This window comes from Pseudomonas sp. 11/12A (assembly GCF_000800055.1).
Lineage (GTDB): Bacteria > Pseudomonadota > Gammaproteobacteria > Pseudomonadales > Pseudomonadaceae > Aquipseudomonas > Aquipseudomonas mohnii.
Genome location: NZ_JUGV01000001.1, coordinates 4,012,637 through 4,025,962, shown reverse-complemented (window position 1 = coordinate 4,025,962; position 13,326 = coordinate 4,012,637). Strand labels below are relative to the sequence as shown.

The 13,326-nt window shown below is 60.3% G+C and carries 16 protein-coding genes; 5 read left to right on the top strand and 11 right to left on the bottom strand.

Annotated features, from left to right (window positions below):
• Window positions 1-159: 159 nt before the first annotated feature.
• Together GQ39_RS18490 and GQ39_RS18485 are read right to left on the bottom strand one after the other, a co-directional pair.
• Window positions 160-1,773 carry an inorganic phosphate transporter gene (locus GQ39_RS18490; RefSeq protein WP_047532406.1) on the bottom strand — a complete coding sequence of 538 codons (1,614 nt, stop codon included), beginning with the start codon at window positions 1,771-1,773 and terminating at the stop codon, window positions 160-162.
• A gap of 163 nt (window positions 1,774-1,936) precedes the next feature.
• Window positions 1,937-2,959, bottom strand: a complete 1,023-nt coding sequence (locus tag GQ39_RS18485) for a transporter (protein WP_047532405.1) — start codon at window positions 2,957-2,959, stop codon at window positions 1,937-1,939.
• Window positions 2,960-3,233: 274 nt separating this feature from the next.
• Here GQ39_RS18485 and GQ39_RS18480 point away from each other — a divergent pair, with 274 nt between their 5' ends.
• The gene (locus tag GQ39_RS18480; RefSeq protein WP_047532404.1) at window positions 3,234-4,859 is read left to right on the top strand and encodes a methyl-accepting chemotaxis protein; all 1,626 of its coding nucleotides are present in this window, start codon (window positions 3,234-3,236) and stop codon (window positions 4,857-4,859) included.
• 111 nt (window positions 4,860-4,970) lie between these two features.
• Window positions 4,971-5,414 (top strand): hypothetical protein, encoded by a 444-nt coding sequence (locus GQ39_RS18475; RefSeq protein WP_047532403.1) that lies wholly within the window; start codon window positions 4,971-4,973, stop codon window positions 5,412-5,414.
• 60 nt (window positions 5,415-5,474) lie between these two features.
• Here GQ39_RS18475 and GQ39_RS18470 read toward each other — a convergent pair whose 3' ends face one another.
• A complete protein-coding gene (locus tag GQ39_RS18470; protein ID WP_047532402.1) occupies window positions 5,475-5,780 on the bottom strand; it encodes a PepSY domain-containing protein in 306 nt (101 codons plus the stop codon).
• 118 nt (window positions 5,781-5,898) lie between these two features.
• Window positions 5,899-7,026, bottom strand: coding sequence for a glycerophosphodiester phosphodiesterase (locus GQ39_RS18465; RefSeq protein WP_047532401.1), 1,128 nt, complete (start codon window positions 7,024-7,026; stop codon window positions 5,899-5,901).
• Window positions 7,027-7,223: 197 nt separating this feature from the next.
• Here GQ39_RS18465 and GQ39_RS18460 point away from each other — a divergent pair, with 197 nt between their 5' ends.
• Complete coding sequence (locus GQ39_RS18460; protein ID WP_047532400.1) at window positions 7,224-7,550, top strand: DUF2025 family protein; 327 nt, start codon at window positions 7,224-7,226, stop codon at window positions 7,548-7,550.
• A gap of 106 nt (window positions 7,551-7,656) precedes the next feature.
• Here the strand turns inward: GQ39_RS18460 and GQ39_RS18455 are convergent, their stop codons facing one another.
• Both GQ39_RS18455 and GQ39_RS18450 read right to left on the bottom strand, forming a co-directional pair.
• Entirely contained in the window at window positions 7,657-7,980 is a 324-nt protein-coding gene (locus tag GQ39_RS18455; protein ID WP_047532399.1) for an antibiotic biosynthesis monooxygenase family protein, read from the bottom strand.
• A complete protein-coding gene (locus GQ39_RS18450) occupies window positions 7,977-8,684 on the bottom strand; it encodes a CTP synthase C-terminal region-related (seleno)protein (protein ID WP_047532398.1) in 708 nt (235 codons plus the stop codon). The genes GQ39_RS18455 and GQ39_RS18450 overlap by 4 nt, the downstream gene beginning before the upstream one ends.
• 15 nt (window positions 8,685-8,699) lie before the next feature.
• Between GQ39_RS18450 and GQ39_RS18445 the strand changes: the two genes are divergently transcribed.
• Window positions 8,700-9,641, top strand: a complete 942-nt coding sequence (locus GQ39_RS18445; protein WP_081997942.1) for a LysR family transcriptional regulator — start codon at window positions 8,700-8,702, stop codon at window positions 9,639-9,641.
• 19 nt (window positions 9,642-9,660) lie between these two features.
• Here the strand turns inward: GQ39_RS18445 and GQ39_RS18440 are convergent, their stop codons facing one another.
• Both GQ39_RS18440 and GQ39_RS18435 read right to left on the bottom strand, forming a co-directional pair.
• On the bottom strand, window positions 9,661-10,197 hold the full coding sequence (locus GQ39_RS18440) for a DUF1003 domain-containing protein (protein WP_047532396.1): 537 nt from the start codon (window positions 10,195-10,197) through the stop codon (window positions 9,661-9,663).
• Between the two features lie 125 nt (window positions 10,198-10,322).
• Entirely contained in the window at window positions 10,323-10,934 is a 612-nt protein-coding gene (locus GQ39_RS18435; protein ID WP_047532395.1) for a TetR/AcrR family transcriptional regulator, read from the bottom strand.
• 215 nt (window positions 10,935-11,149) lie between these two features.
• Between GQ39_RS18435 and GQ39_RS18430 the strand changes: the two genes are divergently transcribed.
• Entirely contained in the window at window positions 11,150-12,208 is a 1,059-nt protein-coding gene (locus GQ39_RS18430; RefSeq protein WP_047532394.1) for an MBL fold metallo-hydrolase, read from the top strand.
• Between the two features lie 22 nt (window positions 12,209-12,230).
• Here GQ39_RS18430 and GQ39_RS18425 read toward each other — a convergent pair whose 3' ends face one another.
• From GQ39_RS18425 to GQ39_RS18415, 3 genes are all read right to left on the bottom strand, one after another.
• On the bottom strand, window positions 12,231-12,551 hold the full coding sequence (locus GQ39_RS18425; RefSeq protein ID WP_047539006.1) for a helix-turn-helix domain-containing protein: 321 nt from the start codon (window positions 12,549-12,551) through the stop codon (window positions 12,231-12,233).
• On the bottom strand, window positions 12,544-12,807 hold the full coding sequence (locus tag GQ39_RS31660; protein ID WP_269082073.1) for a type II toxin-antitoxin system RelE/ParE family toxin: 264 nt from the start codon (window positions 12,805-12,807) through the stop codon (window positions 12,544-12,546). Before GQ39_RS31660 ends, GQ39_RS18425 begins: the two co-directional genes overlap by 8 nt.
• Window positions 12,808-12,951: 144 nt before the next feature.
• Entirely contained in the window at window positions 12,952-13,269 is a 318-nt protein-coding gene (locus GQ39_RS18415; RefSeq protein ID WP_047532392.1) for a helix-turn-helix domain-containing protein, read from the bottom strand.
• Window positions 13,270-13,326 lie beyond the last annotated feature (57 nt).

Below are 13,326 nucleotides of genomic sequence, written 5' to 3'. Positions count from 1 at the left end.
CTTTTATGAGTCGGCATCACGCTAACAAACTGAAGGGCTGCTGGACGTGTGGTGCGTCAATAAAGCGTAAGCTCCTGAGGCTGCGAGCAAATGCCGTGCCGTCGGACAAAAAAAATCCCGGCTCAGGATCGGGCCGGGACGGTTGAAACAGCGATCGAATCAGAACAGTTGGGTGAACAACCAGTACAGGCTGCCCGACAGCACAATGGCCGCCGGCAAGGTCAGTACCCAGGCCATCAGCAGATTGCGGATGGTCCTCATCTGCAGGCCGCCACCATTGGCGACCATGGTCCCGGCCACACCGGAAGACAGCACATGCGTGGTCGACACCGGCAAACCGAACATGTCGGCGGCGCCGATGGTCAGCATGGCCACGGTTTCCGCCGAGGCGCCCTGGGCGTAGGTCAGGTGGGTCTTGCCGATCTTCTCGCCAACCGTCACCACGATCCGTTTCCAGCCGACCATGGTGCCCAGGCCGAGGGCGATGGCCACCGCGATCTTCACCCATAGCGGGATGAAGCGCGTCGAGTTATCGATCTGCTGCTTGAACAGTTGCAGCTTGCCGCTGGTATCGGCGTCGAAGTTGCCGAGCTTGTTCTTGTCCATCAGGCGAATGGTTTCGCTGGTCAGGTACATGTCGTTGCGCACGTTGCCCACGGCTTCGGCGGGGACTTTCGACAGCGAACCATACCCCTTGACCTCGGCGCCAATGCTACCGGTCAGCGCGGCGAGCGCCGGCACCAGCTGCGGTGTGGCGTCCTTGCTGCGCACGTAGTCGGACAGCACCGCCCGCGGGTCGGCCGGCGCGGGTTGCGGGGCACTTTTCACCAGGGCTTGCTGGGTGACTTCGGCCACCGCGGCAAATTGCAAGGCCTGGTCGGCGGGCATGGTGCGGTTCAGGGCGTAGGCCATCGGCAGCGTACCGACCAGAATCAACATGATCAGGCCCATGCCCTTCTGGCCGTCGTTGGAGCCGTGGGCGAACGACACGCCAGTGCAGGTCACGATCAGCAGGCCGCGAATCCACCAAGGTGGCGGCGTGTCGCCTTTCGGTTCTTTGTACAGCGCACGGTTTTTCACAAAGGCGCGCAGGGCCAGCAGCAGCAATGCGGCGCAGCCGAAGCCGACCAGCGGCGACAGCAGCAGTGCATAACCGATCTTGGTCGCTTGCGCCCAGTCCACGCCGCTGGTGCCATCACGGCCATGCATCAGTGCGTTGGCCACGCCAACGCCGATGATCGAGCCGATCAGGGTGTGCGATGAAGACGCCGGCAGGCCCAGCCACCAGGTGCCGAGGTTCCACAGGATCGCCGCGATCAGCAGGGCGAAGATCATCGCAAAGCCAGCGGACGACCCGACCTGCAGAATCAGCTCAACCGGCAGCAGGGCGATGATGCCGAAGGCCACGGCGCCGCTGGACAGCAACACACCGAGGAAGTTGAAGAAACCGGACCAGACCACCGCGACGTTCGGCGGCAATGAGTTGGTGTAAATCACGGTGGCCACCGCGTTGGCGGTGTCGTGGAAGCCGTTGACGAATTCAAAGCCCAGAGCGATCAACAGCGCGACGCCCAGCAGCAGAAACGGCGTCCAGGTGGTGACCACCGTGCCGAGTTCGTGCATGTCGTGCATCAGGCTGTAGGCGGTGAACAGCAAGCCGATGGCCAGTACGGCAAAAAACACCACGATGGTGAACAGTCCAGGTTTTTTATCCAATTGCGGTTTTGCGCTACTGACGGGCGCCTGGGCGGCGGAGAAGGTGGGTGTAGCCATCGCTGACATTCCTGAGGAGGGAGGTGTATCAGTGATAATCGTTGCTAATTGTTACAGGGAGACTGCTTTGGATCAGGGTTTAGGTGTTTCGTGGGCCGTTTATCTGGAACCCAGACAATCCTGAGGGCGGTACAAAAAACCTGTGTCAGTTGATGAGGGCGTGTCAATAATCCCGCTGCTTGCGAAACGCCCAGCGCCCGGCAATCACTGTGAAGGTCGCGACCAGCGCCACCAGGATCCAGAACCCTTCCGGATCACCGGCCAGCGGAATGCCGCCAACGTTCATGCCGAAGAAGCCGGCAATGATATTGATGGGCAGTGCCAGCACCGTCACCACCGTCAGGGTGAACAGCGTGCGGTTGGTCTGTTCGTTGATGTTGGCGGCGATCTCTTCCTGCAACAACTTGATCCGTTCACCCAGCGCCGTGAGGTCGTTGATGATCAACGCGAACTCCTCGGTGGATTTGCGCAGCTCCTTCACGTCTTCCTTTTGCAGCCACGTCGGCGGGCGATTGAGCAGGCGCAGCAACGACCCCGGTTCCAGCGCCAGCAGCCGCTGCAAGCGCACCAGCACCCGACGGTTGGCGCCCAGCTCGGCACGGTTGGTCGACAGGCGCGAGGAGAGTAATTCGTCTTCGACCTGATCGACGCTCTGGCTGGTCTTGCGCACGATCTGGGTCAGCACTTCACCCTGATCGCGCAGCAGGTGCACCAGCAGTTCCAGCGGCGAGCGAAAGCGTTCGCCGGCCTTCACCGAAGAGCGCAGCTTGTCCACCGAGTGCAGCGGTTGCAGGCGTGCGCTGATGATCAGCCGACTGCGCACGCAGACCCACAGCGTCGAAACATCCGACGAGACCATGCTGCTGAGGTTGAACACCACGTCGTTGACCACCGCCAGCAATGCCGAGTCGACATGCTCGATACGCGTCGAACGCGAGCCTTCGTGCAAGGCCTCGAAAAACTCGTCAGGCAATTCCAGATGACTTTTCATCCAGCGCTCGCACGCGGCATGGGCAAGATTCAAATGCAGCCAGAGGAATTCACCGCTGTCGTCCGGTTGCTGAAGGCACTGCAGCGCCCTGGCCGAATCGATCTCGCGACCGCGCTCGCCAGGACGAAAACTGAAGCCGTAAAGCAAGCCGAACAGATCCGGATCGCGATGGCTTTGATCGATGCTGTGGTTCATGAGTGCTCGCAAGGTGAGGCGCCTGCTGCGGGTTTTACAGGTTCACTAGAGCCGCATCATCGCAAGCACTGATGACGTTTTTGTGACGACAAAGTGAACGCAAACGATTGCTCGGCCGATGGTCGGATTTCCCTAAAGAACCGCTCTGGCACGCCGATCTTGCTTGGGGTAAGTTGCGCGCCTTCGGCCAAAAGCCGACGCCGCAGACAAGGATGTCCTGAGACCTTTCACGCCTGAACCGGGCGTGCTTCATTCCTGTCATGAGTACTGTCCGATGTTTTTGCAAAAGTCCCTGAGAGCGCAAATTCTCGCCCTGCTGAGCGGCAGTCTGATTGCGATGTTGCTGATCGCGCTGGCCTGCTTTCACTTTTTGTCCAGCGGTGTCCAGAGCTACGCCAACCTGATCGAGGGGCCGTTGCACACGTCGCAACTGATCGATGAAGCCAACCTGCAATTCAAGGTGCAGGTACAGGAGTGGAAAAACGTCCTGCTGCGCGGCAAGCAACCGGCGGACCTGGACAAATACTGGAAGCAGTTCCAGGAGCGTCAGCGCGATGTGCAGGACATCCTCGGCGAACTGGCCGGGCAGCAGGGCATCGAGCCGCAACTGAAATCGCGCATCGAACGGCTGCGCGACGAGCATCGCCAACTGGGCGCCGCGTATCAGAAGGGCCGCGATGCCTATCTCGCGGCGGGTGCCGATCCCACGGCCGGTGACACTGCCGTCAAGGGGGTGGACCGCGCGACCAGCGATCAGATGAGCGCCTTGGTCAGCGAGTTGCGCCAGCAGGGTGTGGACCAATCGAAACAGCTCAGCGCCAGTGCCCATCGCACGGTGTTGCTGGGGATCATCGTGATGCTGGTGTCGGGGGCGCTGATCGGTCTGTTGAGCCTGTGGCTGATCAACCGCAACCTGGTCGAGCCGATTCGCCAACTGATCGAATACGTGGCGCAACTCAGCCACGGCAAATTCGCCGAGCGCGTGGCCAGCGGCCGTCAGGATGAACTGGGCAAACTGGCGATGGCGGCCAATACCTTGCGCGACTTCCTCGCCGAAACCTTCAGCCGCTTGCAACGCAGTGCCTCGGATCTGGAAAGCGCCAGCGGCGAGCTGAATTCGATCGCGACCGTGATGGCCGGCGGCACCCATGAGCAGTTCAATCGCACCGATCAGGTGGCCACGGCGATGAACGAAATGTCCGCCACCGCACAGGAAGTCGCCCGCCATGCCGCTGATGCCGCACGCGCCGCTGACGATGCGGACCATTCCGCGCAGCAGGGCGAGAAAGTCATGCAGGGCACCATTGACACCATTACCCGGATGCGCGGCGAAATCGACAACACCGCCACGGTCATTCGTCAGCTGGAAACCGACAGCGGGCGCATCGGCAAGGTACTGGAAGTGATTCGCGGCATCGCCGAACAGACCAACCTGCTGGCGCTTAACGCCGCGATTGAAGCCGCTCGCGCTGGAGAGGCCGGTCGCGGTTTTGCCGTGGTGGCTGATGAAGTGCGCAGCCTGGCCCAGCGTACGGCGGCGTCGATCATCGAAATCAACCAGATCATACACACCGTGCAGAGCGGTGCGGTGGATGCGGCCCAGGCGATTGAAAGCGGTCAGTCGCGCAGTGAGGAAAGCGTCCGGCAAGTCACCGAGGCGGGCGCCATGCTCGAGCGCATCACCCTGGCCGTGGAAGCGATTCGCGACATGAACCGCCAGATCGCTACCGCCGCCGAAGAGCAGACGTCCGTCGCCGAAGACATCTCGCGCAATCTGACGGAGATCACCAGCATCGCCAGCACCAACCTGGACAACGTGCAACGCACCGAAGCGGCGAGCAACAACCTGCGCGGGTTGTCGGGGGAGTTGAACGAGGTGACGGCGCGTCTGAGCGCGTAATGAAAACGGCTGTGTATCGGTTTGCTTACTGACTCGCTACACAGTCGATCTCAAGTGCTGGCTCGGCGTGTCGATGAGGGAGGGGACTTCGAACTACTTTGGATAACGCCCATGGTCAGCATCACCTCCGTTTCAATCGCCCAGCCACTGTCGAGCACGGCGACCGCTTCGACCAGCGCCACGAGCACTGAAGACACGTCCACCACCGCAGCGACCTCGACATCGGCTTCTAGCAATGACACCAAGGCTTCCGCTGGCGGCGCATCGGCATCGGGTAGCAGCAGTTCCAGTAGCAGCGAAGAATCCGACTCGGTCAAAGCACTGCGCAAGCAGATCGCCGAGCTGCAAAAGCAATTGCAGGAACAACAGCAGCAACTGCAAGCGGCCCAGGCCAGGCAGGAAAGCGCCGATGCCAAGGCGGCTGATGTGGCGGCGGCTCAAGCGCAGATAGCGACGACCTCTGCCTCATTGCAAACCGCCACCGCGTCGCTGTTGCAGGCCTTGCAGGAAGAGGGCGGCAGCACATCCGGTTCGCTGGTCAGCACATCGGCGTGACGTGAAAACGCACAAAAGCCGCACGATGGTCAGGTCGTGCGGCTTTTGTGCGCGTCGCGGTTACTTGTCTTGCTTGTTCTTCAGGACCTTGCCGGTGGCGGCATCGATGTCCACATCCCACTCGACGTTCTGCTTGTCGCGCAGTTCGATCTCATACTCGAAACCGTTGAAATGGTTATCCAGCTCGGTTTTGGTGATCGTTGCACCCGGGTGCAGGTCCAGAGCGATTTTGTTCAGCTCTTCCAACGGCTTGATCTTGCCGTCCTTGACCAGTTGCGGGATCTCGTCCACTCGAACATCGGCCTGGGCCAAACCCGCGGTCAGGGTCAAGGCAGCGGCGGTGAACAGGGCGGTCAGGGTTTTCATGGGCTTCTTTCCTTGGGTGAGCGGTTTGAGTGGGATCAGGTTAATTGTGGCAACTTAATTCAGCCTTAATTCCCGAGCATCGCTGGTTTGCCAGCGATGCGGACGCGTCGATCCCGGCTCAGAAACCGTTGTTGCGCAACACCTGCTCCACACTCGCCGCCGCCGGGCGCTTGTAGAATTTGAGCAACTCGCTCGCACGGTTGGTGAAGATGCCGTCGACGCCGGCGTCCATGACTTTCTGGTAATCCACCGCATCGTCGAGGGTGTAGACATGCACCAATAGCCCCTGGTCGTGGGTGTACTGGTTCATCCAGGGCTTCACCAAATCCGCGTAACTCTGTTCACCACCCTGGGTCAGCGCGGTAGACGGGCCGGTGCCGATCGCGCCCTGGGCCTTGGCGTAGTCGATCCAGCGCTGGAATTCGGCTTTGTCCTTGGGTTGCTGTCTGGCGTAGTAAGCCGCTTTGTCTTTCTCGCCGGATGCGGCAAACGGCACGTTGGAGGCCGGCTCGATGTTGCCTTCGCCGACCCACAGCAGAAGGATTTTCGGCACCTGCGGCATTTCCTTTTGCAGCAGCTCGAGGCTGTTCTTCTCGAAGGTTTGCAGGATCACCTTGCCAGTGCCCTGGCCGACGGCCACTTCGTTTTTTGTCGGTGTCGACCCCGGCGGGATCAGCCAGCCACGGGCCTGGAGTTTTTCCTTCAGCTCGCGTTCGATGCCGGGAAACTGCCTGGGCTCCTTGGTTTCGATGTACAGGCCGGGTTTGTGCACCGGATTGCCTTCGGCGATGTCGATGATTTCATCGAGGGTGAGGATTTTCAGCCCGGCAAAGGCAGGCCGCGCGCGATCGGGGTAGGCGCTGTTGAACCAGCTGCCGGCATCCAGGGTTTTCAGTTCGGCGAGGGTGAATGCCGTTGCCGGGCTGTCCTTGCGCTCGGGGAACCGGGTGGCGACGTCGGTGGTGCGTTGCAGATGATTGTCGTGCAGGGCGAACAGCACGCCATCCTTGCTGCGTTGCAGGTCCAGCTCCAGGTAATCGGCGCCGAGATCGCGGGCGGTCTTGTAGGCGGCGGCAGTCGATTCCGGGGCATCAAAGGACGCGCCGCGATGGGCAATCACCGCCGGGTGCGGGATGCCCAGACGGGCTGCCAATGCAACCGGGGCTGGCTCGCTGGCGGCATGCGCCTGGCCGAGGCCGAGCAGCAGACTCAGCAGCAAGGCGCTTTTGCTGAAGGTGACGGGCATGGTCGAAATCCTTTCGCGATGGTTGTCGAAGCCCTCTCTTGTAGCAACTGAGCGTGACAAGCGCTATCGCCGGACCGACATCCATCTGTTCAAAACGGTTTTTTGCAGTACCCTTGGCCCCGGCCATTTCCCCGGCAGAGGGAAATCCACTCGTCATCCTTGCGTGTCAACCATCCATCACCTTTTGTGAGGTTTTCATGCGCATCACTTCCCAGCTCATCTGCCAGGCCGCCGACCAACTCAAAGGTTTCGTCGGGCTCAATCGCAAGACCGGCCGTTACATCGTGCGCTTCAGTGAAGACGCTTTCGGCATGGACGTGGCCGATGACGGCATCATTCCCGCCAGCGAATTCGTCTGGGCGCCCGGCCACGAGCAGACCATGACCCTCAAGCGCGAGCTGATTCAATTGCTGCTGGATCAGAACATCGATGACCGGATCAACATCACCGAGCCGTTGCGGGTGTACATGCAGCGGCAGGAAGTGCCGGAGATTCTGGCGGTGAGGCAATGGGTGCAGGGTTGAGTGATTGCGGTGACTCGTCTGGCCCCATCGCGAGCAAGCTCGCTCCCACCGATCCATTGTCGGAGCGAGCTTGCTCGCGATGTCTGCCTTAATAACGCCGCATCAATTACCGTTCGAACTCATAAGCGCGCTCAACCCGGCATACCCGCGTATGGCAATGGGTATACCAGGTCGAGCGCCCCCGTTCGCGAATCGCGCTGTGCTCAGGATGCTGTTTCCACGCCAGGATCGCCGCCTCACTGGCCCAGTACGACACGGTAATCCCCAGCCCGTCATCGCCTCGTGCCGACTCCACCCCGAGGAACCCCGGCTGTTGGCGGGCCAGCTCGACCATGCGTTTGGCCGCTTCGGCGTACCCCTGGTCACCCTCGGTGCGTAGCGAGGTGAAGATCACGGCGAAGTAAGGGGCTGGCGGGGTGTTGGCGATCATGAGGGCTGCCCCGTGGAGGCCTGGATGAATGCCCGTACCAGGGGCGGCAAGGTGCCCTTGAGCGCGGCGCGTTCGGGTTGGAACAGGGTGGCGATAAAGAACGGATGACCTCGCAGTTCCAGCGCTCGCAAGCCGTGGGCCGAATCGTGTCCGACGGCCTGGAGATCGTGCCTGAGCAAGGCGTGCTCGAACTCAGGATTCACACCGTAATTGCAGCGGTAGCCTTCACGTATTTCAGCGGTTTCGTACGCCTTGGCGATCAACGAACCTTCACGCAAATGAATGCTGTCGATGGCCTCCACCAGCGAGCAGGCCAGCTGCGTGAGCAACACCCGCGCAGCATTGGGCGATGTCTCGCCATGTTCGGCATCCGTCCAGCCCAGCACGTTGCGCGCATATTCCAGCACGGCGTGTTGAAAGCCGCCGCAGGTGCCGAGGAAAGGCCGCCCTTGTTCGCGGGCAAAACGAATCGCCCGCAATGCGCCGTCCATGTTGCGGTAGGGGCTCGCGGGCACGCACCAGAAACCGTCGTAGCCCTCGAGCGGGGTGTCGGCGTGGAGGCTGTCAGTCGCCAGCCAATGCCCATGCACGTTCTGGCCACCGTGTTCGGCTGCCATCTCCAGGGCCACGGGAATGGCCTGGTGAGCGGTGACGTGCGGGTCATAGTCGCCGATCAGGGCGATGCGGATAACGCGGTTTTCCATGAGCAACCTCGGCGCTTGTTGATTCCTGGCGCTCACTATAGATTGGCGTTCACGCACTCAATATGGGCGTTTTCCCAAGTGATCAATGCAGCCACGCACTATCGACTGGACTACCCGGACCTGGCCCTGATTCTGGCGTTGGTGCGTGGCGGCTCTCTGGCCCGGGCCTCGCAGCTGTTGCGGGTGGATGTCTCGACGGTGTTTCGTGCGGTGCGTCGACTGGAAGCCGCGCTGGGTCAGCAATTGTTCGAAAAGAGCCGCGCCGGCTACTTGCCGACCAGCCTGGCCCAGTCCTTGGCCGAGCAGGCCGAGCGCGCCGAACAGGCACTTGAGGCTGCGCGCATTGGCGTGGAGCAGGGCGGTGAAGTGATCAGCGGCACCGTGCGCCTGACCTGCACCGACTCGGTTCTGCAAGGTTTGTTGCTGCCGGCGCTAGCGCGGTTCATGCCCAATTACCCGGCACTGACCATCGAGCTCAGTACCTCCAACGACTTCGCCAACCTCAGCCGTCGCGATGCCGACATCGCCCTGCGCCTGACCCGCACCCCGCCCGAGCATTTGGTCGGGCGGCGACTGGCGGCTGTCGCATACCGGGTGTGCGCCAGCGCGAGTTATCTGCAATCGGTCGATCCCCATGACCTCGCCGCATTGACCTGGATTGCCCCGGACGAATTCCTGCCCGATCACCCGACCATTGCCTGGCGTCGCCAGGCGTTGCCCGGTGTGACGCCCGCTTATCGCTGCAACAGCATGCTGTGGGTGACCGAACTGGTCCGGGCAGGGTTGGGGGTGGCGGCATTGCCGGACTTTCTGATCGGCGACGGATTGCAGGCGCTGGGTGAGCCACTGCAGGGTTATGACACCGCGCTGTGGCTGCTGACCCGCCCGGATTGCCGCGCCCTGCGCTCGGTGGTCACTTTGTTTGATGAGCTGGGGCGGGCATTGAAGCTGCCCTGAACAGCGTGACCTAAACCGATCAGCTTTTTGATGGCGTCGAATTCAACACGTGCTGATGCATTTCCGAGGTCAGGTTTTCGATGCGCTCGCTGAGCGCCTTGGTCAGTTCAGTCAGGCGGGTGTTTTGCTCGAGTAGTTCCAGCAGGTGCGAGTTGTTCTTCGCCGCCTCTGCCTGTCGCTCACTGTTGGCGGTCGCCAGCGCTTCACGATGCTGGGCATCGGCATCGGACTGCGCTTTATCCCGCGCCGCCTGACGGGTCTGGGCCAGCAGAATCAGAGGTGCGGCATACGCCGCCTGCAGGCTGAACGCCAGGTTGAGCAGGATGAAGGGATAGACATCGAAGTGGGTCACACCGGAGATGTTGAGGGCGATCCACACCGCGACGATCAGTGTTTGGGCACCGAGAAAAGTTGGCGTGCCAAAGAACCGCGCAAAGGCCTCGGCGCGCAGGGCGAACTTGTCATCGCCAAAGGTCGGCGCGAGGTGGGCGTGAGGACGATGGAAGCGCAGGTGATCGACGGGGGCGGCGGGTTTGTTGTTGGGTGTCGTGCTCATGGTGATCTCTGGTGGAGGTTGGAACCTGGACTCACTATAACCTTGCTGTCAGTTTCATTCTGAAACACATTGCGCCGCTCTATCCGTCGCCGCCCAATGTGGGGACAACGCCCGCACATTGTCATTTATGGCAACTGGTAGCAGGCCAGGAACATATCCAGTGCCGACTCCACGACAGAGCCCTGCATGTCTGCCGACAAGCCCGGCAACCCCATGGAAACCTGTGGCCAGAACGCGAAGGATTTGAGCAGGCCCTGAACCTGTTGCGCAGCAAATCCAGGATCGACTGCTTTCAACCGACCATCGGCCTGGGCCGCGCGAATCCACACCGTCAGGCTTTCTTCGCGCTCACCCAGGCGAGCCACCATATCCTGTGCGCGCTCAGGGGAATGGATGGTCGCCGCGATAGCCACTCGCGCCAGGTCGAGGAAATTGTCATCGCCCAGCATGCGCAGCTTGGCCATCAACAGGGGGCGCAACTGATCGCGCAATGCCGAGCCAGCCTGATAGGGCGTTTCCTTTTCGGCTGTCAGACGGGCCCACAATTGATTGAGGATTTCGGCGAACAACTCTTCCTTGCTGGGGAAATGGTTGTACACCGTGCGCTTCGACACGCCGGCAGTGGCGGCGATCTTGTCCATGCTGGTGATGTCGAAACCGTTGGCACGGAATTCGGCAATCGCCGCCTGGATGATGGCTTCGCGTTTTCGGTCGGTGAGGCGCTGTGGAGCTGTCATAAGTACGCTTCGGCAGAGAGGGGTGAAAATTACACTTGGCAGTTTACTTGTGATCGGCTTTGATGCAACCTAGAAACTACACCGTGCAGTGTAATGTTTTGTTAATCCTGCCCGGTGAACAATAGAACCATCCGGCTGATGCGTGCATGCCTTGGCCATTTATCGTCCAACCTTGAGAAACCGATTGCTTGCGGTTTTTCCGGAGTCATTCAGTCATGGCCAAAACCACTTCCCCCGCGGACATCGTTGCCGCATCTGAAGCGTCCCGTCAGACAGAAGGGCAATACCTCAATCATTCGCCGTTCAAGCGTGAAGGCTTTCGCAAGACCCTGCGCATCCTGTGGAACATGATTTTCCACAAGCAGCGAGACACCCGTCCGAGCGCGCCGGTCCCGGTGCAAACCCTGACCCAGGCGGCGTTGATTGCCGCGCCGAACCACAGCGTCTATCGACTTGGCCATTCCACGGTGCTGCTCAAGTTGCGGGACAAATTCTGGATCACCGACCCGGTCTTCGCCGAACGGGCTTCGCCTGTGCAATGGGCCGGTCCCAAGCGCTTTCACCAGCCTCCGATCAGCCTCGACCAGTTACCACCGATTGAAGCGGTGATCCTGTCCCACGACCACTACGATCACCTGGACTATCAGGCCGTGCTGCAACTCGCCGACAAGGCCAGGTACTTCCTCACGCCGCTGGGCGTGGGCGACACCCTGATCAAATGGGGCATCGACGCCAGCAAGATCCGGCAACTGGACTGGTGGCAGGACACCGAAGTCGATGGCATCCGCTTCGTCGCCACTCCGTCACAACACTTCTCCGGTCGCGGCCTGTTCGATGGCAACAGCACCCTCTGGGCTTCGTGGGTGATGATTGAAGGCAACACACGGATCTTCTTCAGTGGCGACAGCGGCTACTTCGACGGCTTCAAACACATCGGCGAACAATATGGCCCGTTCGACCTGACCCTCATGGAAACCGGCGCCTACAACGTCGAGTGGCCCCACGTACACATGCAACCGGAACAAACCCTGCAAGCCCACATCGACCTCAAGGGTCGCTGGCTCTTGCCGATTCACAACGGCACCTTCGACCTGTCGATGCACGCCTGGTACGAACCCTTCGATCGCATCCTGGCCCTGGCCTGGGAGCGCAGCGTTTCGATTACCACACCGCAGATGGGCGAGGCGTTCAACCTCATGTACCCGCAGCGCGGTGACGCCTGGTGGTTGGCGCTGGAAGGGGAGAGTGATCGGGTGACTGTGCAGAACGCATGAGCTGCGTTGGCTGGTTGGCGTTTCAGTTAAAGACGACGTCAAGCCGGCCCTCTTTTCGTGATCGGGGGGCCGATTTGACGACGATTTGCACATCGCGCCCAAGTAGCAGTAGACACTCCATCATCTTGGCTTCACTGATCCCTCGAAACTTGCCGCGCAGCATCTCGGAAAGTTTGGGCTGCGACAGCCTTAAAATTTCTGACGCCTGAATCTGGGTTAAATGGCGTGCCTTGATGATTTCACCAATTTTTGCGGCCAGCTGGGATTTGACTCGCATTTCATTGGAGTCGGGAGTCCCCAGGTCTGCGTAGACGTTCCCGCTGCTTTCTTCGATTTCAATCATTTTCTGATCCTTTCGCATGATCCTGCGCGGCTTGAAGTCTCATCCTGATCAGATCGATGTCGCACTGCGCGGTTCTGATGCCAGTAGTCGACTTTTTCTGAAAGCAGTGCAGAACATAAATGGCACTACCGAAGCGAACGGTATAAGCGGCGCGGTAGGTATTCGTATTGAAATCCTCAATCAGCTCAAGGATTCCGGCACCTCCAAAGCCCTTGAGGGGTTTGGCGTCGGGATGTTTCTTACCGCTTTGCGCCAGATCGAGAGCGTGCCCAAAAACATCCTGTACATCTGCGGGAAATTGCTTGAGGTCTTTCTGCTGCTACCAACCCACAGGAGTGGCTTCCTTGTACTCATGCGAAAATATACCTATTTGGGAATAATCGTCAACCGATGCCTTTGATTACTCAACCATCGCAAAATCCGCCCGCTCCATTGGATTTGGGGTACAACCTCTCAGGTTCATTCCGCGCCCCGGTGCAAACCCCGGGAAGAACACCATCCCCTCGGCTTCAAATCGATACGCCAGCGTCAGTCGGGTGACATCCAGCACATCCTGCCCCGCTTCGAAGCGCTGAATGGCCTCCACCGAAACCCCGGATTCGCGAGACAGTTCCTCCACACTCCAGCCCAGCATCGCTCGGGCCTGGGCGCAGTGGGCCGGGGTGAATTGGAAGAGGGCGATACGTTCCAGGGTGATTTTCATCGCTTGAGAGGCCATGGTGTTCTCCGGGCTCGAGAGTGTTGATTCAAAAATTACTGTGTTTTTGTACAGTTG

What these genes read in the sequence shown, in the direction of transcription:
- GQ39_RS18490 (WP_047532406.1), bottom strand. Translation starts at nt 1,773, where the DNA reads ATGGCTACACCCACCTTCTCCGCCGCCCAGGCGCCCGTCAGTAGCGCA.
- GQ39_RS18485 (WP_047532405.1), bottom strand. Translation starts at nt 2,959, where the DNA reads ATGAACCACAGCATCGATCAAAGCCATCGCGATCCGGATCTGTTCGGC.
- GQ39_RS18480 (WP_047532404.1), top strand. Translation starts at nt 3,234, where the DNA reads ATGTTTTTGCAAAAGTCCCTGAGAGCGCAAATTCTCGCCCTGCTGAGC.
- GQ39_RS18475 (WP_047532403.1), top strand. Translation starts at nt 4,971, where the DNA reads ATGGTCAGCATCACCTCCGTTTCAATCGCCCAGCCACTGTCGAGCACG.
- GQ39_RS18470 (WP_047532402.1), bottom strand. Translation starts at nt 5,780, where the DNA reads ATGAAAACCCTGACCGCCCTGTTCACCGCCGCTGCCTTGACCCTGACC.
- GQ39_RS18465 (WP_047532401.1), bottom strand. Translation starts at nt 7,026, where the DNA reads ATGCCCGTCACCTTCAGCAAAAGCGCCTTGCTGCTGAGTCTGCTGCTC.
- GQ39_RS18460 (WP_047532400.1), top strand. Translation starts at nt 7,224, where the DNA reads ATGCGCATCACTTCCCAGCTCATCTGCCAGGCCGCCGACCAACTCAAA.
- GQ39_RS18455 (WP_047532399.1), bottom strand. Translation starts at nt 7,980, where the DNA reads ATGATCGCCAACACCCCGCCAGCCCCTTACTTCGCCGTGATCTTCACC.
- GQ39_RS18450 (WP_047532398.1), bottom strand. Translation starts at nt 8,684, where the DNA reads ATGGAAAACCGCGTTATCCGCATCGCCCTGATCGGCGACTATGACCCG.
- GQ39_RS18440 (WP_047532396.1), bottom strand. Translation starts at nt 10,197, where the DNA reads ATGAGCACGACACCCAACAACAAACCCGCCGCCCCCGTCGATCACCTG.
- GQ39_RS18435 (WP_047532395.1), bottom strand. Translation starts at nt 10,934, where the DNA reads ATGACAGCTCCACAGCGCCTCACCGACCGAAAACGCGAAGCCATCATC.
- GQ39_RS18430 (WP_047532394.1), top strand. Translation starts at nt 11,150, where the DNA reads ATGGCCAAAACCACTTCCCCCGCGGACATCGTTGCCGCATCTGAAGCG.
- GQ39_RS18425 (WP_047539006.1), bottom strand. Translation starts at nt 12,551, where the DNA reads ATGATTGAAATCGAAGAAAGCAGCGGGAACGTCTACGCAGACCTGGGG.
- GQ39_RS18415 (WP_047532392.1), bottom strand. Translation starts at nt 13,269, where the DNA reads ATGGCCTCTCAAGCGATGAAAATCACCCTGGAACGTATCGCCCTCTTC.